This is a genomic window from Lentibacillus cibarius (assembly GCF_005887555.1).
Classification (GTDB): domain Bacteria; phylum Bacillota; class Bacilli; order Bacillales; family Amphibacillaceae; genus Lentibacillus; species Lentibacillus cibarius.
This window is the reverse complement of record NZ_VCIA01000001.1, coordinates 3,351,355-3,375,048: the sequence shown is the minus strand read 5'-3', so window position 1 is coordinate 3,375,048 and position 23,694 is coordinate 3,351,355. Positions and strand designations below refer to the sequence as shown.

The following is a 23,694-nucleotide window of genomic DNA, read 5'->3' as shown; positions in this document are numbered from 1 at the left end:
CTCGCCAGCACATTGAATATGAGCAGATTACACGCGTTTCATCCTTGTCAGGAAAAACCCATCCGTCGAAAATGTTTGCGGAAACAGTTGCAGCCCCACAGATGACACACCTGGTGACTGCTTAATCATTGGCGGTAATTCATCAAAGAATGTTTTGTCTAATTCAAACACCGAATGATTGGCCAAAAATGTTTCAATCACCTGTTCATTCTCTGTTTTGTCGACTGTACATGTACTATACATTAACAATCCGCCTTTTTTTAGTAAAGGCGCTACATGTTCCAGTATGTCTGACTGTATCCGGGCCAACTGATGGATGTCGTCTTCCTGTTTATTATATTTGATATCAGGCTTGCCCCGGATGACTCCCAAACCTGTACACGGGGCATCCACCAGTATACGGTCAAAGCTTTCCGGTTCGTGCTGTTGCTGCAGCTTTCTGGCATCCCCAGGCTTGGCATGGATGATGGTTAGTCCCAGATGTTCTGCCTTTTGCTGAATTTGCTTTGCTTTTTTAGCGTGCAAATCATATGCAGCTACATAGCCTTTATCCCCCATTTTCTCAGCTGTATGCGTTACCTTGCCGCCGGGAGCACTACATGCATCGAGCACTGTCATATCGGGCTCTGGTTTAAGCATTTCTGTAACAAGCATGGAACTCTGATCTTGAATGGTTATATACCCTTGCTCAAACAATCTCGTTTTTAAAATGTTTCCTTTATCAATTATGATTCCTTGATCCGAAAATTCGGATGGGCGTGCTTTCATCCCAAGTTCATCCAGCTCCTCGATTGCCTTATCACGGGATATCTTCAGTGGCTGCACACGAACAGACATCGGCTTTTGATTGCTATTGGCATGACACATATCCCCGTAATGCGCCAGCCATAGGTGTTTATCCATCGTTTAACGAGCCACTCAGGATGGCTTGTTTCCAACGCTAGCCGTTTCACATCTCTATCAATTTTAGCTATGTCCGGGACACCTCTGCGTTGCATGTTTCTGAGAACACCATTAACAAACGAGGCAATTCCTTTGTGCCCGCGATGTTTAGCAATTTCAGCAGCTTCATGAACAATCGCCCGGTCCGGAACTCTATCTAAAAATTGCATCTGGTAAACAGACATCCGGAGCAGCATCCGTACCCATGGCTGTATCTTTTTCTTTGTATGTAAGAAAGGTTCGAGATAATAATCCAGTGTTAATTTATATTGGACGGTACCATAGATAATTTCCGTCATTAGTGCTGCGTCTTTGGGTGGAATCTTCCGGGATGTGATCTCATGATTAATTAATAAATGGCTATAACCACTATCCTGTTCAATACGCAGCAGTAAATCAACAATAGTTTCTCTCACTTTAAACGATTCCATTTAATCACCCATCACTGTTCCTGTTTGAAGACGATCCCTAGACCCTTGCAAATATTGACTAACCGCCATACGTTTTTTTCCGGCCGGCTGTATTTCGGTAATCCGGACACCTTTTTGATCACCACAAACAACGACAAATGCCGTTTGGTCAACATGGACGATCTCACCGGGGGTCCCTGCATATGTATTCGCGTCTTTCTCCCCCCACCAGATTTTCATAACATTACCCTCATATGTTGTAAAAGCACCAGGCCACGGATGCAATCCTCTAATATGATTATAAACAGTATCATGGGGTTGTTGCCAGTCTATTTTTTCCTGTTCCCGTTTAATGTTATACGCATACGTCGCCAGATGCTCATCCTGTGTAATTCGTGACTGTTCACCATTAAAAATAGTCGGCAGTGTGTCAACTAACAAATTTGCACCAACTTCGGACAGTTTATCATGTAACGAGCCGGCATGATCATCATCTGCTATGGACACTTTACGCTGTGAAATGATATCACCGGCATCAAGACTTTCAGCCATATACATAATCGTAATACCTGTCTCTTTTTTCCCCTGCAAAATGGCATAATGAATCGGTGCTCCCCCACGCAATTCCGGCAGAAGTGACGCGTGCACATTGATGCAGCCGAATGGTGGACTTGTCAGCAATTGTTGCGGCAAAATTTGTCCATATGCGGCAGTTATAATAATATCGGGATCGTATGCCAATATTTGTTCGTAATCATTTTTTATTTTCTCCGGCTGTAGTACTGGTAAACCATGTCGCTCGGCTTCCACTTTAACAGGAGGCGGCGTCATAACCTTCTTCCTGCCTTTGGGGCGATCAGGCTGTGTAACCGTCAAAACAATGTCATGCCCGGATTCGATAAGTGACTGTAGAATTGGTACAGAAAAATCAGGTGTACCCATAAAAACAATTCGTTTCATTAGCCGATGCTCCTTTCCGCTTATAAAGTAAAATTCTTCAATCAGTAAGATCTTACTACTCAACTATTGCACCAAAAAATGAAGCCCAAACAGTTAATGTGGCAAACTGATACACTTCTAACTGTTGCACCCGACAACTTTGATAAACAACAAGCTATTTTCAAAAAGGTTATTTTTTGACACAAAAGATATATAATGCGACGTAATTTTGTATAAATATAAACCACCGCTGCGGAAATACACTACGCTTTCACCACTCCGGGTACAAGTGCGACATCTGCTTAAGCTTCCTCTGGTCGCTTTCGCAGTGTCTTCTTTGCCGTGGGCAGCTGATGAGCCTCCTCGTGCTGGGTGCTCGTCGCGTTTCCAGCTATTTCGGTGAAGCATACGCTCCTCGCAACTCGCAGCTTATTCGGTAGAGGTAATGCTCGTTGCACTGCCCGCGGAAAGCATCCGCCCGGAGCGTTCCCGGACGGTGGACGAAAAGTTGTCGTACTTATAGAAAACGCTTCAGTAGTGATGTCGCATTATACATCCAAAAAGTCATATGTCCAATCCAGCTTTCATCCTTCTTTCAATTCTTATGTGTTCACTTCAGGCTGCGAGTCGGAACAATGAAGTTCAATAAAACAGCTTTCCGGAATGACGACAGTATCATCATGCCCTTCCGATGTTTAACGAAAACATGCTAATCCGTCAAATTAATTGGTATGGTTGCATATCCACGGTAATTTGCAAGTCATCCTTACGTACTCGATCATTAAACTGCTGGATAATCTGATGGATTGATGCCCGCAAATTCGGTTCTCGCTTATATTTTACCATGCATTGATAACGGTATCTATCCTTCACTCTCGTAATCGGTGATGGTGTTGGCCCCAATATAACGGTCCCTTCTTCCTGAACGTGGTTCCACAGCCCTTTAACAATTTTTTGTGTCGTTTGTACTACTTTAGCATGATTCTGGTGGGATACCGTTATCAGGGCAAGGAACACGTACGGTGGGTATTGAAATTTTTTCCGCATTTGCATTTCGTTCTGATAAAACTGCAAATAATCGTATTGACTCGCCAGCTCAATACTGTAGTGCTCCGGTGTATACGTCTGGACAATCACTTCACCTGGGAGATCGTGTCTGCCGGCGCGACCACTCACTTGTGTTAAGAGTTGAAATGTCTTTTCTGCTGATCGAAAATCGGGCAAGTGCAACATAGAGTCCGCAGTTAATACACCAACAAGTGTCACATTTTCAAAATCCAGCCCTTTGGCAATCATTTGCGTCCCGAGCAATATATCTGCCTCTTTATTAGCAAATTGATTGAGTAGTTTCTCATGCGCACCTTTTCGCCTTGTCGTGTCCACATCCATCCTTAATACGCGTGCTTGTGGGATTAATTGTGTCAGTGCCTCTTCAATGCGCTGAGTGCCCGTACCAAAAAAACGAATTAAATCGCTATTACACGATGGACAACGGGTTGGTACCAGTTCCTCATAAGAGCAATAATGGCATTTTAATTGATTGCTATTTTTATGAAAAGTCAGTGCGATATCACAATGGGGACATTCATTGACGTGACCGCATTCTCGGCACATAACAAACGTTGAATACCCGCGCCGATTCAGAAGTAATACTGCCTGTTCTCCGCGGTTGATGCACTGTTCTAGTTTATCTTTTAAATCACGGGAGAACATGGATCGATTGCCAGCATGCAATTCACTCCGCATATCAACTATCTCCACATGTGGCATCGCCTTATCGTTTGTTCGCTTCGTCAATGAAGCAAGTTGATAAACGCCTTTTTGTGCACGAGCATAGGATTCCAATGCCGGAGTTGCGCTGCCAAGTACAACCGGGCAGTGGTGGGTTTTTCCCCGCTGGATGGCAACATCACGGGCATGGTAACGCGGCTGATCTTCCTGTTTATAGCTGTTTTCATGTTCCTCATCGATAATGATAATACCAAGATTCTCAAAAGGAGCGAAAATGGCTGACCGTGCACCAACGACCACCTGCACTTCCTTTTGATGAATACGACGCCATTCATCATATTTTTCGCCATTTGACAATGCGCTATGCATAACAGCAACACTGGACCCAAATCTGCCTTTGAATCTTCTGACCATCTGAGGCGTCAAAGAGATCTCCGGTACTAGTACAATCGCCTCTTGTCCTTTAGCAATAACATCCTGAATCGCTTGCAAATAAATTTCGGTTTTACCACTTCCGGTCACACCATGAATAAGAAATACATCATGATGGTCCATCCTAATGTCCTGTCTGATCGGTTCTATCGCCTGTTCCTGTTGCTCGGTCAGTTCTAAGGCGGTCGTCTGTTCAAATGCTGCATCGTTATATGGGTTCCGGTACTGTTCCTTTTTGACTATTTCCAGCAGCTGTTTTTCAACCAATGCATTAACAGTTGATCGCGTTGTTCCAAAATGTTTAAGAAGTGTATTCAATGCTATTTCTTCCGGCTGTTCGATAAAATGGGCAAGCAGTTCTTTTTGTTTTTTGGCTCGATTAGATAGGTCCTGATGCGCCTCTTCAAGCAGATGAATATCACGTGACGGTTTGATGTATGTTACATGCCTTTTTGTGACTTTTGATTTCACAAGGTAATGAACGCTCACCTCACCATCCTGGATAGCTTTTTGCACCTGGTGATAATGAACCCCGGCCGATTCGAGTTCTTCATACGGGACAAAATCCCGTCCGGCAAACAATGTTTCCAGCTGGTCAGGCAAAGGGGCTTCGGACAGGCGCTCCAACTCCTTTTTATAATTGGCTTTCAGCACTTGTGGAAGCATGGCTTGAAAAGCTATTATGTATAAACTGAGCGTCTTTTCAGCTAACCATTTTCCCAAATCAAGCAGCTCATCGGTTAAAACAGGCACCAGATCAAGCACGTCAGCAATTTCTTTCAACTTGTCGTAATCGGATGTACTCGCTTTTCCCATCACATACCCCATCACCCTCCTCGGGCCAAACGGAACGATGACACGCATGCCCGGCTCGAGCACATCTTGAAATCGCTCAGGTATCCTGTAGTCAAAAGTCTGATTGATGGAACTAGCAGGCACATCAACTATAACATTTGCTATCGTCACTTTTTCTCATCCTTCATATCCTGCAAAATCAATTCAAGAATCCGGCGAGCAATTTGCTGTTTGGATGCTTTTGATATGTTCTTTTTCTCGTGAGCCCGATTAACATAAGTGACAATGTTCGTATCGCCGCCAAAACCCGCTCCATCCGCAGCCACATTATTAATAACAATGGCATCCAAATCTTTCTGCTGCAGCTTTTTGATACCATAGTCAACCGGGTCTTTCGTTTCAGCGGCAAATCCGACTAAAAATTGATCCGTCTTCCGCTCAGCAAGTGACTGCAGTATGTCCTTTGTCCGCTCCATTTCCACCTGCCAAGTACCATCGTGTTTTTTCATTTTTTCTTCATAAACTTGTTTCGGACGATAATCAGCTACTGCAGCTGCTTTGATGACTACATCCTGCGCTTCAAATCGGGCATGCATTGCTTCATGCATCTCTTCGGCGGTGACAACGTCAATCCGCTGCACCCGTTCATCCGACAGTGAAAGGTTGACCGGACCCGTCACCAGTGTCACCTCTGCCCCCATGCTGCTTGCTGCTTCAGCTAGTGCAAACCCCATCTTCCCCGTGGACCTGTTCGTGAAAAATCGGACCGGATCCACTTTTTCCTTGGTCGGTCCTGCCGAGATAAGCACTTTTTTCCCGGTTAATCGTCCGTTTTGCTTCTGGTGTTCTTCTATTGCTGTAATAATGCTTTCGGGTTCCTCTAAACGTCCCTTGCCTACATAGCCGCAAGCTAGATAACCCGCGCCCGGTTCAATGAAATGATACCCCCAGGACGTAAGTTGTTTCATGTTGGCCTTAACTGCAGGATGTGCGTACATATGTACGTTCATTGCCGGTGCTATATATACTTGTGACTGTGTTGCCAGTAGGATAGTCGATAACATATCATCAGCAATACCGTTGGCTACTTTTCCAATAATATTCGCTGTAGCAGGTGCAAGCAAGGTGATATCCGCCCAGTCCGCAAGATCGATATGGGCAATCTTTGCAGGATCTTTTTCATCAAATGTGTCCGTATAGACCGGGTTTCGTGACAGTGCCTGAAATGTCAGCGGTGATACGAACTTTTGCGCATTGTCCGTCATGACTACTTTCACATCCGCACCTTGCTGGGTTAGCTTACTCGTCAACGCACAGGCCTTATAAGCTGCTATTCCACCTGAAACCCCTAACACAATACGTTTATTATTAATCATTGCCATCCTCCTTTGTTGACAGGAGCTAGAAATCAATCCGTTTATCAAAATGTTAAACCCCCGCAAACAGCAAAGCGCGAGGGTCGTTACGTTTACTTGCTATCTTCTTTTACAAACAGCTTTCCTGCATAAATTTCTTCTAATGCCTGCCCAACGTACTTATTTGATTTTGAGTTTTCAACAAGTACGTTGTTCGTATGCTGCAGTTCACGTGCCCGTTTGGCAGCAATGGTTGCCAGCGTATACTTTGATTTAATTTTCTCCTGCAAGTCATCAATTGATGGTTCCAGCATCATAATTATCCATCCTCCAATAACTTTTTATATTGTTTCGCGATACGTTCACGCCTGCAATGTTCGCTTTGAATGATCGACTGGATTTTTGTCACCGCTCGTTCGACATCATCGTTAACGACAACATAATCATACGCATCCATCATTTCAATTTCGCTACGGGCTTCTTTCAATCTCTTTAGGACAGCATCAGGTGACTCCGTTGCTCTACTCATGATCCGGTCCTTTAATTCTTCAAGACTTGGTGGGAATAAAAAGATGAAGACGCCTTTCGGAAAGTTTTCCTTCACCTGCATGGCTCCCTGCACTTCAATCTCCAGAAAGATATCCTTGCCCGCTGCCAATGTGTCCTCCACATATTTTCTCGGTGTACCATAGTAATTATTGACAAACCGGGCATGTTCCAAAAGCTCATTATCCGCTATAAGCTTTTCGAACTGCTCATGCGTTTTGTAGAAATAATCAACACCGTCTTGTTCACCAGCACGGCGTTCTCTTGTTGTCATGGATATAGAGTACGCAAGATCATCCGCCCGCTCAAAAAGTTTTTTTCTGACTGTCCCTTTTCCGACCCCGGAAGGCCCCGACAAAACGAACAGAATCCCGTTTTCATCCATCAGCTTCGTTCCTCCTAGCTACTTTCATCTATTATTTCTTCGTGACTGATCACACGTTGACCGACTGTTTCAGGTTGAACGGCCGACAGAACGACATGATCACTGTCCGTAACAAGAACTGCCCGCGTACGCCGGCCATAAGTGGCATCCACTAGTTTATTATTGTCACGGGCAACGGTAATAATTCGTTTAATTGGTGCAGATTCCGGCGAAACAATCGAAATAACACGGTTAGCAGAAACGACATTCCCAAAACCGATATTGATTAAGCGTAAACTCAAATTGGCTCCCCCTTAAAATTCTCTCTGATGGATGAATCACCTAATTTAAAAACTATTGAATAACTTTCTAGTGATTCAACCTTTCACGTATAATTCAACCTCTATAATAATCCATTATATAGAAAACTGGTGTAAAAATACAAGCATTCCCTATTTAACTTTGCCTTTTTGCCTGCATTCAGAATCTCACTATTGCCCGCCCGATGTACCCATATCAGAAAAAACCTAGTTTGAAACCCTGTCATGTTCATTTACCTCACCGTCTCACCAGTAAAGACACAATATCTTCTATTATAGCAATTTACCGGCAAAAATAAAAACCCTCCCGCAAATGGAAGGGTGAATGAAATTAATGTTATTTTATCGAACTGATTGAAGCCACCTATTTTTTGGTGAACCCAAAAAAGACACTCGGCACAGAACTCATAGCAATAATAAATAACCAATCCTTGATTCCTAGGGATGTCGTGTGAAATACCGGCTGCAGCACTTCCCAATAGATAACAACGAGCAGCAGTAACACAGATGACAGTACCGCCAGCAATAAATAGATGTTTTCGAATGGATTTCTGGAAAATAAAGAATGTTCGCTTCGGCAATCAAATACATGGATCAACTGTGCCATCACTAGTGTCGTGAAAGCAATCGTTTGCGCATAAACGAGATTATCCGGATTGCTTTGGAAAGCTAGCATGAACGCCACTAAAGTCACCGTACCTATTAGAATGCCGCGGCTGACAATCTTGAAACCGAGCTCCCTAGCAAACACACCCTCTTTTGGATTCCTCGGCCCGCGCTTCATAACGTCATCTTCTGACTGATCAAGTCCCAGTGCCATGGCCGGGAGTCCGTCCGTAACCAGATTCACCCATAATATTTGTACCGGAACGAGTGGCAATGGCATGGCAAGCAACATAGCAAAGAGCATGACCAAAATTTCTCCAACGTTAGATGCGAGCAAATAACGGATAAACTTTCGGATATTCTCATATATATTGCGGCCCTCTATAATGGCCGATTTGATTGTTGCAAAATTATCATCCATTAAAACGAGCGATGAGGCTTCTTTCGTTACATCTGTTCCGCTTTCTCCCATACTTATACCAATATCACTTGCTTTAATAGCAGGTGCGTCATTGACACCATCACCCGTCATGGCAACAATATGCCCTTTTTCCTGAAAGGCATTGACGATTTTCAGCTTATGCTCCGGTGTAACTCTGGCAAAAACATACACTTGATCTATGATATCCTCCAGCTCGGCAACCGACATTTGGTTCAGTTGAGATCCGTCTAACACCATACCATTTTCTGGAAGCAGATCCAGTTGCTTCGCGATTGCCCGAGCTGTTTTTTCATGGTCGCCGGTTATCATCACCGATTTTATGCCCGCATCACGACATTCGGCAATAGCCTTTTTAACATCTTTTCTCGGTGGATCCATCATCCCGTACAGACCAATAAATGTCAGTTCTTTCTCTAATGTAGCCGATTCAAGTGAATCATGCCTTGATAATGGCTTCATTCCAATTGCTAGCGTGCGTAACGCTTTATCGGCCATACTATCAATCGCGCCGTCCAACTGCTTTTCATCTTCGGATTTCATGAGTTTACGTCCATCTTCGTTCATGATGTAGGTTGAACGCGGCATCAACACTTCCGGTGCGCCTTTCGTGATGAGAAAGCGCATCTTGTTTTCGTCTTCGATTACGACACTCATTCGTTTCCGTTCTGAATCAAACGGAAACTCCTTAATAATGCGGTAATTATCATGCAGTTGCGGTTTAAGTCCCAGTTTGCGTGCTGCAACGAGTAGCGCACCGTCAGTGGGGTCTCCATCCACAATATATTTACCTTTTTTTACAAATAAAGATGCGTGATTGCACAACATGCCATACAAAAGCATTGGTTCAAGATTTGGAAAGTCTCTGCCTACATGGTCCTTCTTCCAAAAATAATCCCCATTAACATCATAGCCATCACCCGTCACATACAACCATTTTCCATTTAAAAAAACTTCTTTAACCGTCATTTGGTTTTCTGTCATTGTTCCGGTCTTATCTGAACAAATAACCGACGCACATCCCAAGGTTTCGACGGCTGATAGCTTTCGGACAACGGCTTTTTTCCTAATCATACGCTGCACACCTAATGACAGTGCCACCGTAACAATCGCCGGCAGCCCTTCCGGTATAGCAGCAACGGCTAGAGAAACCCCGGCGAGAAACATGTTGTAAACAGCATGGCCTTGGTACACACCGACTATAACAACAAGTGCAGTTAGGACGAGGGCTACACCTATCAGCACTTTGCCTAATTCAGCAAGTTTATGCTCCAAAGGCGTCGTCGTCTTTTCGGTTTTCACCATTAACGATGCTATCTGACCCATCACGGTATTCATGCCTGTCCCAACGACAATACCAACACCAGACCCTCTCGTTACCATGGTATTCATGAAACTCATATTCACCTGATCCTGTGCATCTAGATTGTCTTTGGTAATACTTGCTTCATGTTTTTGTACTGGGAGCGATTCACCAGTAAGGGCGGACTCCTCCGTTTCTAAACTGTTGGATTGAATTATCCGGATGTCTGCAGGAACCCGATCTCCACTGTTTACACGTACGACATCTCCAACCACTACTTCCTGGGATGGAACCTTTTCCCATTTGCCATCACGCAAGACATGAGCTACTGGTGATGACATTTCTTTTAATTTGGCAAGCGACTTTTCTGCTTTTTGTTCCTGGAAGTATCCCAGAAAACCGTTAACCAGAACGATTACCATGATGGCTATTGCATCAACATACTCTCCCAACAGGCCGGCAACTAGTGTGGCAGCAAGAAGGACAAGAACCATAAAGTCTTGGAATTGTTTTAAGAAAATTAACCACTTTGATGCATTTTTTTCCGACTCTAGACGGTTTGTCCCATATTGCTTCAAACGCTCGTCCACCTGTTTTGCGGACAGCCCGCGTTTCGTTGATACATACAGTTTTTGTTCGACTTGGTCTGTATCCATCTGATACCATTTCATCTGCATTCCTCCAGATTTATCCACATAAAAACTTTTAGCGGAATTCCTTCTGTTCGATAACTATGCAGACTCGTCCTGAAACATGCTATAATTGATGAAGAAACGTACGATTGCTTTTCGCTTGCCTGCCGGGTGAGCAGTACTTCCTTTAGAAGCACAATCGTTCACAGACTGAAGAGGTGATCATATGCCATTTGATGGGATTGTTACTCGCGCGGTAACTGCAGAACTGAATGAAACAATCCTACCCGGAAAAATCTCAAAAATATTTCAACCGACCGAGACAGAGCTTGTTCTGACCGTACGCAGCCGAGGACAGAACCATTCGCTGCTCCTTTCTATCCATCCTGTATATGCACGCGTTCATTTAACAAACGACATATACCGAAACCCAAAAGAGCCACCGATGTTTTGTATGCTCTTGCGGAAGCATCTCTCCGGTGCCGTGCTCGAATCGATTGAACAGGACGGTATGGAGCGAGTCATCACGTTCACTATTCATTCACGCAATGAAATAGGCGACATGACAACGAAAAAGCTCATCGTCGAATTAATGGGAAAACACAGCAATATTATGTTAGTTGATGGGGATAAAGGCCACATTCTTGATTCCTTAAAACATATCTCTGCTGCCCAAAACCGTTACCGGACGATTTTACCCGGACACGATTATAAACGCCCGCCAAGCCAGAACAAACTAGATCCTTTGCAAATAGATAGCGACACATTTATTAGGAAACTGGACTTTAATGCTGGTAAAATGGCGATGCAGATTGTTCATACGCTCGTTGGATTCTCCCCGTTTATTGCCAATGAACTTGTCCATCAGGCTAAACTCGGGACGATTGATACGTATAAGGAAGCATTTGCAGCTATCAAGGAACACATAGCGCATCATCATTACACACCGGCGATCTATCGCGGACAAAAGGAAGACTTTCACGTTCTCCCAATCACGTATTGGGGTGAGAAAAGTGAAACGTTTGCTGGCACGAATGAGATGCTGGATAAGTTTTATTCCGGCAAAGCCGAGCGAGATCGCGTGAAACAACAAGCAAAAGATCTGTACCAGTTTATTAAGAACGAGCAGGATAAAAACAGACGTAAACTGAAAAAACATGAACAAACCCTGGCTAAATCAGAAGACGCCGAAACATACCAGAAGCTTGGTGAGCTTTTGACTGCCAATATGCATCTGGTGAAATATGGTGATTCATCAGTGACTGTAACGGACTATTATGATCCGGAACAAAAACCAATGTCGATTGAACTCAACTCCGATAAAACACCAAGTGAAAATGCGCAGCGCTTTTTTAAGACGTATCAGAAGTTAAAAACATCCAAGAAAAAAGTACAGGAGGAGATTACCAAAACGCATAACGAAATCGCGTATTTGGATCAACTGCTGCAGCAAATCGATACAGCCCGTGAGGAGGATATTGAGGAAATACGTGAAGAGCTCCGGGAAGAAGGTTATTTAAAGAAACAAAAACAAGGGAAAAAGAAGAAAACACAGAAACCAGCACCGGAAAAATACACAGCTTCAGACGGAACCGTCATTCTTGTCGGTAAAAATAACAAGCAAAATGAGTATTTAACCATGAAGCTTGCTCACCGTAATGACATCTGGCTGCATACCAAAAATATTCCAGGGTCACACGTAGTCATCCGCTCCGGTGATCCAAGTGAGGAAACATTATTCGAAGCAGCCCAGCTAGCAGCCTACTTCAGCAAATCACAACAGTCATCATCTGTGCCTGTTGATTACACTCGAATCAGATATGTGAAAAAGCCAAATGGTGCCAAGCCCGGATATGTCACATACGGCAATCAAAAAACACTGTTCGTCACACCTGATGCTGAAATACCAATTAACTTAAAAGACGGATGACCCAACAAGTGGTCATCCGTCTTTTAGCCTTCTGATACTCCCTCAGCTGGGCTTTTCCACCGCCATCGGATTTAGCGTGACAGTAATATTGCCCCTGGTAGCTTTGGAATACGGGCAAATCTGATAGGCTTTACTGGCCAGTTCTTCTGCTTCTTCCGGATTAACCCCTTCAATTCTTACATCCAGATGAACAGTAATTTTGTATCCGCCATAATCCGTATCTTTGTACAACCTTACTTCAACCGTCGTTTCTGAATCTATGCTTTCTTTTTTCTTTTTTGCTGCCAGCTGGAGCGCTCCATCAAAGCAGGCTGCATAAGCTGCGGCAAAAAGTTGTTCCGGATCAGCACCTGAACCTTCATTCGATCTGATAGAATCGACGAGGTTCAAGTCAATCAATCCATCCGCTGAACGTACATGACCATCGCTTCCATATGCCGCAATGGCTTTGGAAGTAACTAGAACTTCACTCATGATTAGCACTCCTATCTAATCAGTGTACAGGTCATATTCCTGTTTTTTCACCCATTTAAACTTACAGGAATGCTGTTTGTTCAATTCCAACTATAAACCGGTCGACTTGCGGTAGACTCCGAACACCTTCCTGATAGCAAATCCATGTCTTTCGAGTAACCGGCTGCCCATCTAGCTGGAGCGGTACATGCGGATACTTATCCATCAGTGGCCCGGATACACTTTCAGGTAACACAGCCATTCCGAGGCCTTCCTGCATAAATTGTTTACATGTTTCAATTTGGTCGACACTGATTTTTTTTATGGTTTTGATGTTATCCTGATGGTGATAAAGCCAGTTATCTACTTGGTCATGCATGCTGTCATCACTTTTAAACGAAATCAGCGGACGTTCTTTCATTTGGTTATCCGGAAATGGCTCCGTGTCAAATATATACAAAGGATCTTCAAACAATAGCTTGCTAACCGCTTCTTTCAGCTTCTCTCCGCGTATAATACAGATATGATAGTTTTTAAATTCACGTTTAATATCTTCACTAATTCCTGTAACTAAATCAATTTCAACTTTTGGAAATGTTTGTGTGTATTCACCAAGAATGGACGGAAGAAACCGCTGACTAATAAGGGATGAACAAGCAATGGACAATGTCCCCTGTACTTCACCGCTTGACTGGGCCAGTGCGCTTTTGATTGCTTCCTCCTGATCAACAACTTTTCGGGCATGTGTAAGGATCAATTCACCGGCAGGGGTGGGGACAAGACTCTTTGATGTCCTGATAAATAATTGCTTATTAAAATAATCCTCCATATACTTCAGCCGCTGTGTGACAGCCGGCTGTGAAATCAGAACAATTTTCGCTGTACCGCGAACGGTGCCTACTTCGTGCAACTTCAGAAGTAATTCATAATCCTCTATCTTCATAACGATTCCCTCATTTGATAAGTATTTGACTTATCCTAATTATATCGTATTCTTTTTTGTATTGCACCGCTCTTTATCACTGAACTATTTACTTAAATCACCACTATTAAAGGTGATCACGCCAAGCTTTTAGTTGGTTCCGCTGATTAGTATTAATCGCTCCGTCATCCGTTAGTAGACGGAGTATCGCGTCAAAGTCCGTGATGGTCCACCAGTCGAAACCCGCCGCAGAAAATTGCTGTTCTGCTTTTTGTAATCCATAGGTAAAGATAGCAGCTACTCCGAGAACATCAGCTCCTGCATCTCGAAGCGTCTTTGCTGCCTCAATTGATGAGCCACCTGTGGAGATTAAATCCTCCACTACAAGCACCTTCTGCCCCTTGTTCACTTGCCCCTCTATTTGGTTTCCCAGCCCATGTGCTTTTGGCTTAGAACGAACGTAAGCCATTGGCAAGTCAAGTCTTTCTGCAAGCCAGGCTGCATGTGGAATACCGGCCGTGGCACACCCTGCAATAACGTCAGGCTGCCGTTTTAGATGCTCGGTCATTCGAGCAAATGCTGATGTAATTTGTTTACGTACATTCGGATAGGACATCGTTAAGCGATTATCACAATAAATCGGCGCTTGAATCCCTGATGTCCATGTGAAATAGTCGTCTGTCCTAACCTGAATTGCTTGTATATTTAATAACTCCCTCGCAACGCTATCATAAAGCCCCATCATTCCACTCCTCTTTTACGTTTTCATATGCAACCACCGGATCAGAAGCATCACGTACCGTCCGGCCAAGCACAAGTACATCACTGCCATTCATACGGGCCTCTCTTGGTGTAGCCGGCCGCTTTTGATCATCAACAGACGAACCCCTTAGACGAATACCAGGCGTTACAGCTAACAATGATGACCCGCAGCAGTCTTTTATTTGTTGCGCTTCCCGGACTGAACAAACAACACCGTCCGCACCGCTCTGATGCGCCATTTGTGCGAGATGAATAGTATGAGCCTCCACACTACCGGGAATATGCAGTTCATTATTCATAACGGAAGCATCAGCTGAAGTAAGCATCGTCACGGCAATCAGCTTGGGGGCGCGATCTGCTGCTCCGGAAAGAAGTCCGTCTTTTGCCTTTTTGATCATATCACTGCCACCAAGCGCATGGATGGTTACCATATCTACGTCTAATTTTGCAATATTTTCCATCGCCTTCATCACCGTCGTCGGTATATCATGCAGCTTTAAATCAAGAAAAACGTTGTGACCATCTTGTTTTAAATTCTCAATTAACTGTGGACCTTCCCGGTAAAAAAGCTCCATCCCCACTTTCACAGGAACTCCCTGGAAGTGATGTGTGTCAATAAAATCTTTGGCCTCCTTCCATCCCGGAAAATCCAGTGCCAAATACATCCTTCCTTTCACAAGGCATGTCCCCTTCCAATCGCTTCGTCAACAGAAGCAAATCCATAGTTTTGTAAAACGTTCGGTAAGCTATCGATGATCTCCGGGCATGCAAATGGATTTTTAAAATTGGCTGTACCGACTGCAACCGCGCTGGCACCCGCAAGCAAAAATTCTAAAACATCTTCGGCCGTCGTAATACCACCCATGCCAATAATTGGGATGGAAACATATTTTTTCACTTCATGAATCATCCGGATGGCAACCGGCTTAATTGCCGGACCGGAAAGACCGCCCGTTTCGTTAGCCAAAAGCGGCCGTCTGCTCGACAGATGAATTTGCATACCGGTCAGTGTATTAATCATAGACAATCCGTCCGCACCAGCCTGTTCGACGGCTGTTGCCATTGCGGTAATATCGTTTGTATTTGGTGACAGCTTTACATAAACCGGTAAATCACTGACTGCTTTCACTTTTTCTGTAACGTTGGCGGCCATGTCAGGTTCTGCTCCGAACTGGATACCCCCTTCTTTGACATTCGGACAGGAGATATTCAGTTCAAGTGCATTTACAGCCTCCGTTTGGTTAAACGTTTCTGCAACTTGCACATATTCATCAATCGTACTGCCGGCTACATTAGCTATGATCGGAATATCATATGCAGCTAGAAAAGGGACTTCACTCGCAATAATCTGTTGGACCCCGGGGTTCTGCAGACCAATGGCATTCAGCATGCCTGAAGCTGTTTCAGCCACGCGCGGTGTTGCATTCCCTAACCTTGCATTGCCTGTGGCGGCTTTCATGATGATGGCACCAAGTTTCCTTAAATCATAAAAATCGCTATATTCCCTGCCAAACCCAAAACATCCCGATGCGGGCATTACCGGATTCTGCAGATTCAACCCGGGAAGTTTAACAGCTAAATTCATCATAATATCACCTCATTCGCAGCAAAAACCGGCCCATCCGTGCAAATTTTTTTATATCCGGCTTCTGATGTGGATGGGATTACACAAGCCAGGCATGCGCCTGTTCCGCATCCCATCCGTTCCTCCAGGGAGATGAAACCCGGATACGCATGAAGTTGATGCGTAAGCGCCTTAAGCATCGGAACCGGACCACAGGAATAGTAAACATCGAACTGCCCAACTTCATCTAGTATGTCCGTTACAAGGCCATGATGTCCAGTGCTGCCATCGTCAGTAACAACATATGTTTTTCCGAATTGTTCAAACTTGTCTTTGTAAAATACATAATCCTTGGTTTGAAATCCTAGGATTGTTTTTACTTCAATCCCTTTATGATGCAATTCTTCTGCCAATCCATAAAGCGGGGGGACGCCAATACCTCCCCCAATCAGTAATGCTGTATGGAGTGACGTCTCATCAAAGGTGAAGCCATTTCCAGTCGGTCCAACAACATCGAACGACATACCCGGCCGGGCAATCGCCAAACGACGTGTCCCGCTACCAATAATCTTAAACAAAATAGTCACTGTACCTTGTTCCTTATTAATACTTGCGATTGAAATCGGTCTTCTTAACGTGTGCCCCTCTGCTAATAAATGCAAAAATTGTCCAGGCTTGGCTGTCTCTGCAATGTATGAATGACTCAGTATCATTTCGATGGTGTCTAAAGCTACCTCCTGCACTGCTTCCACGGTCATTTCCACACGTTTTTTCATGTTAAAACCACCTGCTTGTTTGTCATCGGTGCAGCACGAAAGGTCGTTGAATCAATTACATTCAATATCGCATTGGCCGTATCAAGGTTTGTCAAGCAAGCGATCCCATGCTCTACTGTTTCCCGACGAATCATAAATCCATCAGAACGTGGCTTCGTACCTGATGTTAGTGTGTTGACGACGAGTTGTACCTCCGCATTTTCAATGATAGAGATAACATTTCGCTCAGCGGAGCCAATTTTTGCAACTTCAATAACCGGAAGCCCTGCTTTTTTCATATAAGCAGCCGTGCCTTCAGTAGCATACAGCTGAAATCCGAGCTGATAAAAACGTTTCGCAGCTTCTAATGCTTCCTGCTTATCTTTGTCGGCGACAGTTAACAGAACTGCGCCATCTTTTGGTACAGGCATACCTGCTGCTTGCAACCCTTTATATAGCGCCTTTTCCAGCGTTGCATCATGCCCGATTGCTTCACCTGTCGATTTCATCTCGGGTCCGAGTGTCGTATCCACACTACGTAATTTTTCAAACGAGAATACAGGAACTTTGACTGAAACTGTTTCCGCTTCAGGCAGCATACCTGTGGTGAAGCCCATTTGCTGTAAGGATTCTCCCAAAATGCATTTTGTTGCAATTGCGGCCATGGTGACACCAGTGATTTTGCTTAAGAATGGTATTGTTCTGCTTGCCCTTGGATTTACTTCTAAAACGTAAACATCGTCCTGATGGATAATGAATTGCAGATTGATTAGACCAACGACATTTAGTTGACGTGTTATCTTGGTTGCTGCGTCCATACATTTTTGTTTGACAGCATCGCTAATCCGCTGTGGCGGGTACACGGCAATGGAATCACCTGAGTGGACACCTGAGCGTTCAATATGTTCCATCATGCCTGGAACAATGACCGTCTCCCCATCACTGATTGCATCAACTTCCACTTCGATGCCTGTTATATACCTATCAATGAGAATTGGATGTTCACTATCGGCACCAGCTGATTTGGCCAGATAAGCATGAAGTTCCTCTTCATTATGCACAATCTCCATTCTGCTACCGCCAATAACATACGAAGGCCTGACAAGTACTGGGTATCCGATTGATTCTGCCGCTTCAAAGGCTTCATTCAACTGTGGAACAGCCTTCCCTGACGGACGCAATAAGTCGAGTTCGTTTAAGAGCAGTTCGAATTTATCACGGTCCTCCGCTTGATCAATTGCTTCCAAATTGGTGCCTAAAATCTTGACATTGCGACGCTTAAGCCCATCAGCAAGATTGATAGCCGTTTGACCTCCGAATTGGACAATCACACCTTCAGGCTGCTCAAGTTCGATGACATGCATGACATCCTCTAATGTCAGTGGTTCAAAATAGAGTTTATCGGATATGCTGAAATCGGTTGAAATCGTTTCTGGGTTATTATTCATAATGATTGCCTCATAACCCATTTCCTGGATGGCCATGACCGAATGGACAGTGGCATAATCGAATTCAATTCCTTGGCCAATCCGAATAGGACCGGATCCGATAACAAGAATTTTTTTACGATCGGATGGCATTGATTCATTTTCATCCTCATACGTGCTGTAGAAATAAGGGGTTTCTGATTCAAATTCCGCTGCACACGTATCCACCATTTTGAAAACAGGGGTGATGAACTGCTTCAAGCGAAAGGTGTATACGTCATCCACTGTCACGTCCCACAGCCGTGCAATATGGGCATCCGAGAAGCCGACTGATTTAGCCTTTTTTAATAAATCGGCAGTGAACTTATGGTTTGCTACACTTGTTTCCAACTCAATCAGTTTGTTTAATTTCACAAGGAAAAACTGATCAATCTGTGTCAGCCGATATAATTCATTAATCGTTTCCCCTCGCCGGATGACTTCTGCGAGAACAAATAGACGCTCATCATCGGCCTTTTGCAGACGTGTTTTTAACTCATCTAATGATAGTTTAGCAAGACTTGGGAGCCATAATTCTTCCGTTCCTATCTCCAGTGAACGGATTCCTTTTAATAACGATTCTTCAAAGTTCCGTCCAATTGACATTACTTCACCGGTTGCCTTCATTTGTGTCCCTAGATAGCGGTTTCCGGTTACAAATTTATCGAATGGAAAACGTGGGATTTTTGTCACAACATAATCCAGTGCCGGCTCTGAGCAAGCATAGGTTGATCCTGTAATTGGATTCACGATTTCGTCCAATGTCAGTCCGATAGCTATTTTAGCCGCCACTTTTGCAATTGGGTAACCCGTTGCTTTGGATGCAAGTGCAGATGACCTGCTTAGACGTGGATTCACTTCAATAATGTAATAGTCGAAACTGTTAGGATCCATTGCAAGCTGGACATTGCATCCTCCTTCAATTTCTAGTGCACGAATGATTTTCAGGGATGCGTTCCGCAATAATTGATGATCGCGGTCACTTAGTGTCTGTGATGGAGCAGTTACAATCGAATCTCCGGTATGAATCCCAACAGGATCAACATTTTCCATATTGCACACAACAACTGCCTGGTCATGTTTGTCCCGCACCACTTCATATTCTATTTCCTTGAACCCGGCTATATTTTTTTCAATCAAACATTGACTCACCGGTGATATCGACAAGCCATTACGGACAACTTCTTCCAGGTCGTGCTGTTCATAGCACATTCCACCGCCGGTACCACCCAACGTATAGGCAGGACGAACAATTACCGGATAACCTATTTCGGCTGCGAAGTCAATGGCAGCCTCCACAGAATTAACAATCGTACTCTCAGGAACAGGTTCATTAAGATGATTCATCAAAGTACGGAATTGTTCTCTATCCTCAGCTTTTTGAATAGCATTTAGCGGAGTACCCAGTAGGTCAACCTGATACGTGTCCAAGATGCCGCTTTTTTCCAATTCCATCGCCATATTTAAACCGGTTTGTCCGCCCAGCGTAGGCAAAATTGCATCCGGCTGTTCTTTCCGGATAATTTTTGTTAAAAAGTCGACAGTTAATGGCTCCATATAAACCTTATCAGCCATTGTGTGGTCGGTCATGATCGTAGCGGGGTTAGAATTGGCCAAAATGACGGTATACCCTTCTTCTCTCAGTGCCTGACATGCCTGTGAACCCGAATAATCAAATTCGGCGGCCTGACCAATTACAATCGGCCCTGATCCAATAACGAGAATTGTTTGTATATGTGTATTTTTAGGCATGAATATCCTCCTTGTATTTGCTATTCCAGTCAGCGATTAACTGCAAAAACTCGTCAAACAAGTGTTTCGTATCTTCTGATCCCGGAGAACTTTCCGGCTGATATTGAACAGAGAAGGCAGGATGAACAAGATGAGTAAGTCCTTCCACTGACTGGTCATGCACGGAAACTTGTGTCAGTTCCAGATCCGCCCTGCCCAATGAATCATGGGAAACGGTATATCCATGGTTTTGGGATGTCATAAACGTTTTATTTTTCTCGAGATCTTTAACAGGGTGACTTGGTCCCCGATGACCAAATGGCAATTTCTCTGTATCGGCCCCACAAGCTAGTGCCAGCAATTGGTGGCCAAGACCGATACCGAACAGCGGGTGTTGACCAAGTAAAGACCGAACTGTTTCCAATGAACCGAAGATATCTTTCGGGTCGCCGGGGCCATTCGAGAGCATGATTCCATCCGGTTTCAGACGCAAAATGCTTTCTGCACTATAGTTGTATGGAACCACGGTCACATGGCAATTGCGGTTTGTCAGCTCACGTAGAACCCCTTGCTTCATTCCAAAATCCATAAGAACGATTCGCATACCACTTCCAGGAACAACATATGGATTCAAGGTTGATGTCTGCTGTACCATATCTCTTTGTAATGGGCCATCTCCCAATTTCTCGAATGCTTTTTCCGGCCGCTCTAAAGCATCAGTTATCACTGCCTTCATCGTTCCATGCTGACGGATTCGTTTCGTCAGCTTTCTCGTATCAATACCTGATATTCCCGGTATATTATTCGCTCGCAAATAATCATCTAACGTCTCCTCACTGCGGAAGTTTGACGGAGACTGACACCACTCTTTAACAATATATCCGTTAATAAATGGTGTCACATGTTCAAAGTCATCCTTGTTAATTCCATAATTGCCTGCTAGCGGATAAGTCTGCACGACTACCTGTCCACAATAGGAGGGGTCTGACAACACTTCCTGATAGCCGGTCATCCCTGTGTAGAACACGATTTCTCCGCTTGTGTCATGTTCCGCACCAAAGCCTTCCCCTGTAAATACTGTTCCATCTTCCAATACGAGCTGACGTTTAGTCATATGTATCCTCCTTGTAAACGATTTTTCCCTCGGCCACCGTCATCACCGGTATCCCTTTTACCTTCCAGTCGTGAAACGGGGTGTTTTTTCCTTTTGAGAGGAAGGTATTTCTATTAATCTTGCTTTCTTTTTCAAGGTTGACGACTGTAAAATCAGCCGCTGCCCCTTCTTCCAACACACCATAGGGTAAATCGAATATCCTAGCGGGTCTGATGGTCAGCCAATCGATAAGCTGTTTCAAATCTACCTTTTCGGTCCGGACCAAATAAGTATATAGAAGCGGGAAAGCAGTTTCCAGACCGCTGATGCCAAATGGTGCGTTAAGAAACCCGCCTGCTTTATCGTCCTGCGTATGCGGGGCATGGTCGGTCGCGATACAATCAATCGTTCCGTCAAGCAACCCTTCCAGCAACGCTTCCTGGTCGTCTACACCACGTAAGGGCGGATTCATTTTGAAATTAGCGTCATCTGCTGTTATCGCCTGTTCATTCATTAGCAAGTGGTGCGGAGTAACTTCAGCTGTGACATGAATTCCAGCCTTCTTAGCATCACGAATCACGCGAACGGACTCTTTTGTACTTACATGACAGACATGGTAATGACAGCCAGTAGCTTCAGCCAGTAACACATCCCGAGCAATTTGCACTGATTCGCTTAATGACGGAATACCTGGCAAATTCAAGCGATTGCTTACCTTACCATCATGGACAACACCGCCATATACAATCGAATTATCTTCACAATGAGCGACAACAGGCATTTTACTTGCAGCTGCTGCAGACATGGCCTGCAACATTTGGTCTGCCGTCTGAATCCCGACTCCATCATCTGTAAAGGCAAAGATACCTGCTTGCGAAAGTTTACCAATGTCTGTCAGTTCCTCACCCTTTAGCCCTTTCGTGATGGAGGCATACGGAAGCACCCGTACAGACGCATTTTGCTTAATTTTTTCCAGCAGCCAGTCAACAGTTTCTTCCTTATCCGGAACTGGATTTGTATTCGGCATGGCGCATATAGTTGTGAATCCTCCACGGGCAGCTGCCTTTGTTCCGGCTGCAATCGTTTCTTTATGTTCGCCGCCCGGTTCTCGCAAATGAACATGAACATCGACAAACCCAGGAAGAATCAGCTGATTATCGCAATCAATCACACGATCTGCTCCCTCTGTGACAACCGATGCAATCGTTCTGATCACATCGTTTTCAACTAGAAGCTCACAACGCTCAGTCCTACCATCTTCCATCAGCCGTTTTGCGTTTTTGAACAAATATTTCATACAATCACACTCCGTTCTGCTAATAAGTAATCCATAATCCCCATCCGTACAGCCACACCATTCTCCATTTGCTTAAAAATTCTTGAACGGTTACATTCTACTAGTCTTGTATCGATTTCAACATTGCGGTTTACCGGTGCCGGGTGCATAATGATGGCATGATTCTGCATCTTTCGTTCACGCTCAATCGTTAAGCCGTATTTTTCCAGATAGGAAGAAGTGTTGTATGCTACATCCCCGTGCCGTTCATGCTGGATACGCAGTAGCATCAGCACATCACACATGACACACGCCTCGTCCATCGTTATATATGGAATATCCAGACTTTCATCCCTAAAACCGGGCACATCAACAAAATATACATTGGCACCCATGGTCTTTAGCGCACTGACATGGGATCGTGCCACCCTGCTGTGCTTGATATCACCGGCTATCGCAACATTCAACCCCTGGAAGGCACCAAATTCCTGTTTAATTGTGTACAAATCAAGCATGCATTGCGTTGGATGCTCCCCTTTTCCAGCTCCGGCATTGATAATAGGCACAGAGATATTCCCACCCAGCTCACTGCACCAGTTGTCGTTTGCGTGCCGGATGACCAGCAAATCCGCCCCGATAGCCTCAAACGTTCGCACCGTGTCATAGAGCGATTCACCCTTGGTCATACTCGATGTTTCCGTATGAAAGTCGAGTGTATCCATGCCTAATTTCCGTTCCGCCACAACAAAGCTCATTTTCGTTCGTGTGCTCGGTTCAAAAAATAGATTAGCTGCAAAGTATCCTTTATTTTGTTCACGTGTATCACCTATTACTTCGGCTTGCTTCAGAATGTTTTCAATCGTATTTGCTGAAAGATCACGTACCGACAAAAAATGCTGCATCCGTCTTCCTCCTTTTTAATTTAAGT

At 44.3% G+C, this 23,694-nt stretch carries 18 protein-coding genes and 1 pseudogene; 1 reads left to right on the top strand and 18 read right to left on the bottom strand.

The features are described 5' to 3' along the window. Nucleotides 1-27: 27 nt before the first annotated feature. The 8 genes and pseudogenes from rsmB to FFL34_RS16520 all read right to left on the bottom strand — a co-directional run bounded on the left by rsmB (nt 28) and on the right by FFL34_RS16520 (nt 10,853). Nucleotides 28-1,373: pseudogene (rsmB, locus tag FFL34_RS16555) on the bottom strand (16S rRNA (cytosine(967)-C(5))-methyltransferase RsmB). Further along, complete coding sequence (gene fmt, locus FFL34_RS16550) at nt 1,374-2,312, bottom strand: methionyl-tRNA formyltransferase (protein WP_138604420.1); 939 nt, start codon at nt 2,310-2,312, stop codon at nt 1,374-1,376. It abuts the pseudogene before it with no gap. A 696-nt stretch (nt 2,313-3,008) separates the two neighbouring features. Next, nucleotides 3,009-5,420: a primosomal protein N' gene (gene priA / locus FFL34_RS16545; RefSeq protein WP_138604419.1), complete on the bottom strand. Its 2,412-nt coding sequence runs from the start codon at nt 5,418-5,420 to the stop codon at nt 3,009-3,011. Continuing rightward, nucleotides 5,417-6,625, bottom strand: a complete 1,209-nt coding sequence (coaBC, locus tag FFL34_RS16540; RefSeq protein WP_138604418.1) for a bifunctional phosphopantothenoylcysteine decarboxylase/phosphopantothenate--cysteine ligase CoaBC — start codon at nt 6,623-6,625, stop codon at nt 5,417-5,419. Before coaBC ends, priA begins: the two co-directional genes overlap by 4 nt. Nucleotides 6,626-6,717: 92 nt before the next feature. Further along, nucleotides 6,718-6,921, bottom strand: a complete 204-nt coding sequence (gene rpoZ / locus FFL34_RS16535) for a DNA-directed RNA polymerase subunit omega (RefSeq protein ID WP_171046420.1) — start codon at nt 6,919-6,921, stop codon at nt 6,718-6,720. A 2-nt stretch (nt 6,922-6,923) separates the two neighbouring features. Further along, nucleotides 6,924-7,538: a guanylate kinase gene (gene gmk, locus FFL34_RS16530; protein WP_138604417.1), complete on the bottom strand. Its 615-nt coding sequence runs from the start codon at nt 7,536-7,538 to the stop codon at nt 6,924-6,926. An 11-nt stretch (nt 7,539-7,549) separates the two neighbouring features. Beyond that, nucleotides 7,550-7,816, bottom strand: coding sequence for an extracellular matrix/biofilm regulator RemA (gene remA, locus FFL34_RS16525; RefSeq protein WP_138604416.1), 267 nt, complete (start codon nt 7,814-7,816; stop codon nt 7,550-7,552). A 382-nt stretch (nt 7,817-8,198) separates the two neighbouring features. Continuing rightward, the gene (locus FFL34_RS16520; RefSeq protein WP_138604415.1) at nt 8,199-10,853 is read right to left on the bottom strand and encodes a calcium-translocating P-type ATPase, SERCA-type; all 2,655 of its coding nucleotides are present in this window, start codon (nt 10,851-10,853) and stop codon (nt 8,199-8,201) included. 187 nt (nt 10,854-11,040) lie between these two features. Here FFL34_RS16520 and FFL34_RS16515 point away from each other — a divergent pair, with 187 nt between their 5' ends. After that, nucleotides 11,041-12,744, top strand: coding sequence for an Rqc2 family fibronectin-binding protein (locus FFL34_RS16515; RefSeq protein ID WP_138604414.1), 1,704 nt, complete (start codon nt 11,041-11,043; stop codon nt 12,742-12,744). A 42-nt stretch (nt 12,745-12,786) separates the two neighbouring features. Here the strand turns inward: FFL34_RS16515 and FFL34_RS16510 are convergent, their stop codons facing one another. The 10 genes from FFL34_RS16510 to FFL34_RS16465 form a co-directional block, all read right to left on the bottom strand. Next, nucleotides 12,787-13,218, bottom strand: a complete 432-nt coding sequence (locus FFL34_RS16510) for an Ohr family peroxiredoxin (protein ID WP_138604413.1) — start codon at nt 13,216-13,218, stop codon at nt 12,787-12,789. A 61-nt stretch (nt 13,219-13,279) separates the two neighbouring features. Further along, nucleotides 13,280-14,140 (bottom strand): LysR family transcriptional regulator, encoded by an 861-nt coding sequence (locus FFL34_RS16505; RefSeq protein ID WP_138604412.1) that lies wholly within the window; start codon nt 14,138-14,140, stop codon nt 13,280-13,282. Between the two features lie 106 nt (nt 14,141-14,246). Further along, nucleotides 14,247-14,864 carry an orotate phosphoribosyltransferase gene (gene pyrE, locus FFL34_RS16500; protein ID WP_318279427.1) on the bottom strand — a complete coding sequence of 206 codons (618 nt, stop codon included), beginning with the start codon at nt 14,862-14,864 and terminating at the stop codon, nt 14,247-14,249. Beyond that, nucleotides 14,848-15,558: an orotidine-5'-phosphate decarboxylase gene (pyrF, locus tag FFL34_RS16495; RefSeq protein ID WP_138604410.1), complete on the bottom strand. Its 711-nt coding sequence runs from the start codon at nt 15,556-15,558 to the stop codon at nt 14,848-14,850. The genes pyrE and pyrF overlap by 17 nt, the downstream gene beginning before the upstream one ends. Continuing rightward, nucleotides 15,555-16,466, bottom strand: a complete 912-nt coding sequence (locus tag FFL34_RS16490; RefSeq protein WP_138604779.1) for a dihydroorotate dehydrogenase — start codon at nt 16,464-16,466, stop codon at nt 15,555-15,557. Before FFL34_RS16490 ends, pyrF begins: the two co-directional genes overlap by 4 nt. Beyond that, nucleotides 16,466-17,221 (bottom strand): dihydroorotate dehydrogenase electron transfer subunit, encoded by a 756-nt coding sequence (locus FFL34_RS16485; protein WP_138604409.1) that lies wholly within the window; start codon nt 17,219-17,221, stop codon nt 16,466-16,468. The genes FFL34_RS16490 and FFL34_RS16485 overlap by 1 nt, the downstream gene beginning before the upstream one ends. Then, the gene (gene carB / locus FFL34_RS16480; RefSeq protein ID WP_138604408.1) at nt 17,218-20,418 is read right to left on the bottom strand and encodes a carbamoyl-phosphate synthase large subunit; all 3,201 of its coding nucleotides are present in this window, start codon (nt 20,416-20,418) and stop codon (nt 17,218-17,220) included. Before carB ends, FFL34_RS16485 begins: the two co-directional genes overlap by 4 nt. Beyond that, nucleotides 20,411-21,511 (bottom strand): carbamoyl phosphate synthase small subunit, encoded by a 1,101-nt coding sequence (locus FFL34_RS16475; RefSeq protein WP_138604407.1) that lies wholly within the window; start codon nt 21,509-21,511, stop codon nt 20,411-20,413. The genes carB and FFL34_RS16475 overlap by 8 nt, the downstream gene beginning before the upstream one ends. Continuing rightward, nucleotides 21,504-22,787, bottom strand: coding sequence for a dihydroorotase (locus FFL34_RS16470; RefSeq protein WP_138604406.1), 1,284 nt, complete (start codon nt 22,785-22,787; stop codon nt 21,504-21,506). The genes FFL34_RS16475 and FFL34_RS16470 overlap by 8 nt, the downstream gene beginning before the upstream one ends. Then, the gene (locus FFL34_RS16465) at nt 22,784-23,668 is read right to left on the bottom strand and encodes an aspartate carbamoyltransferase catalytic subunit (protein WP_138604405.1); all 885 of its coding nucleotides are present in this window, start codon (nt 23,666-23,668) and stop codon (nt 22,784-22,786) included. The genes FFL34_RS16470 and FFL34_RS16465 overlap by 4 nt, the downstream gene beginning before the upstream one ends. Nucleotides 23,669-23,694: the final 26 nt, after the last annotated feature.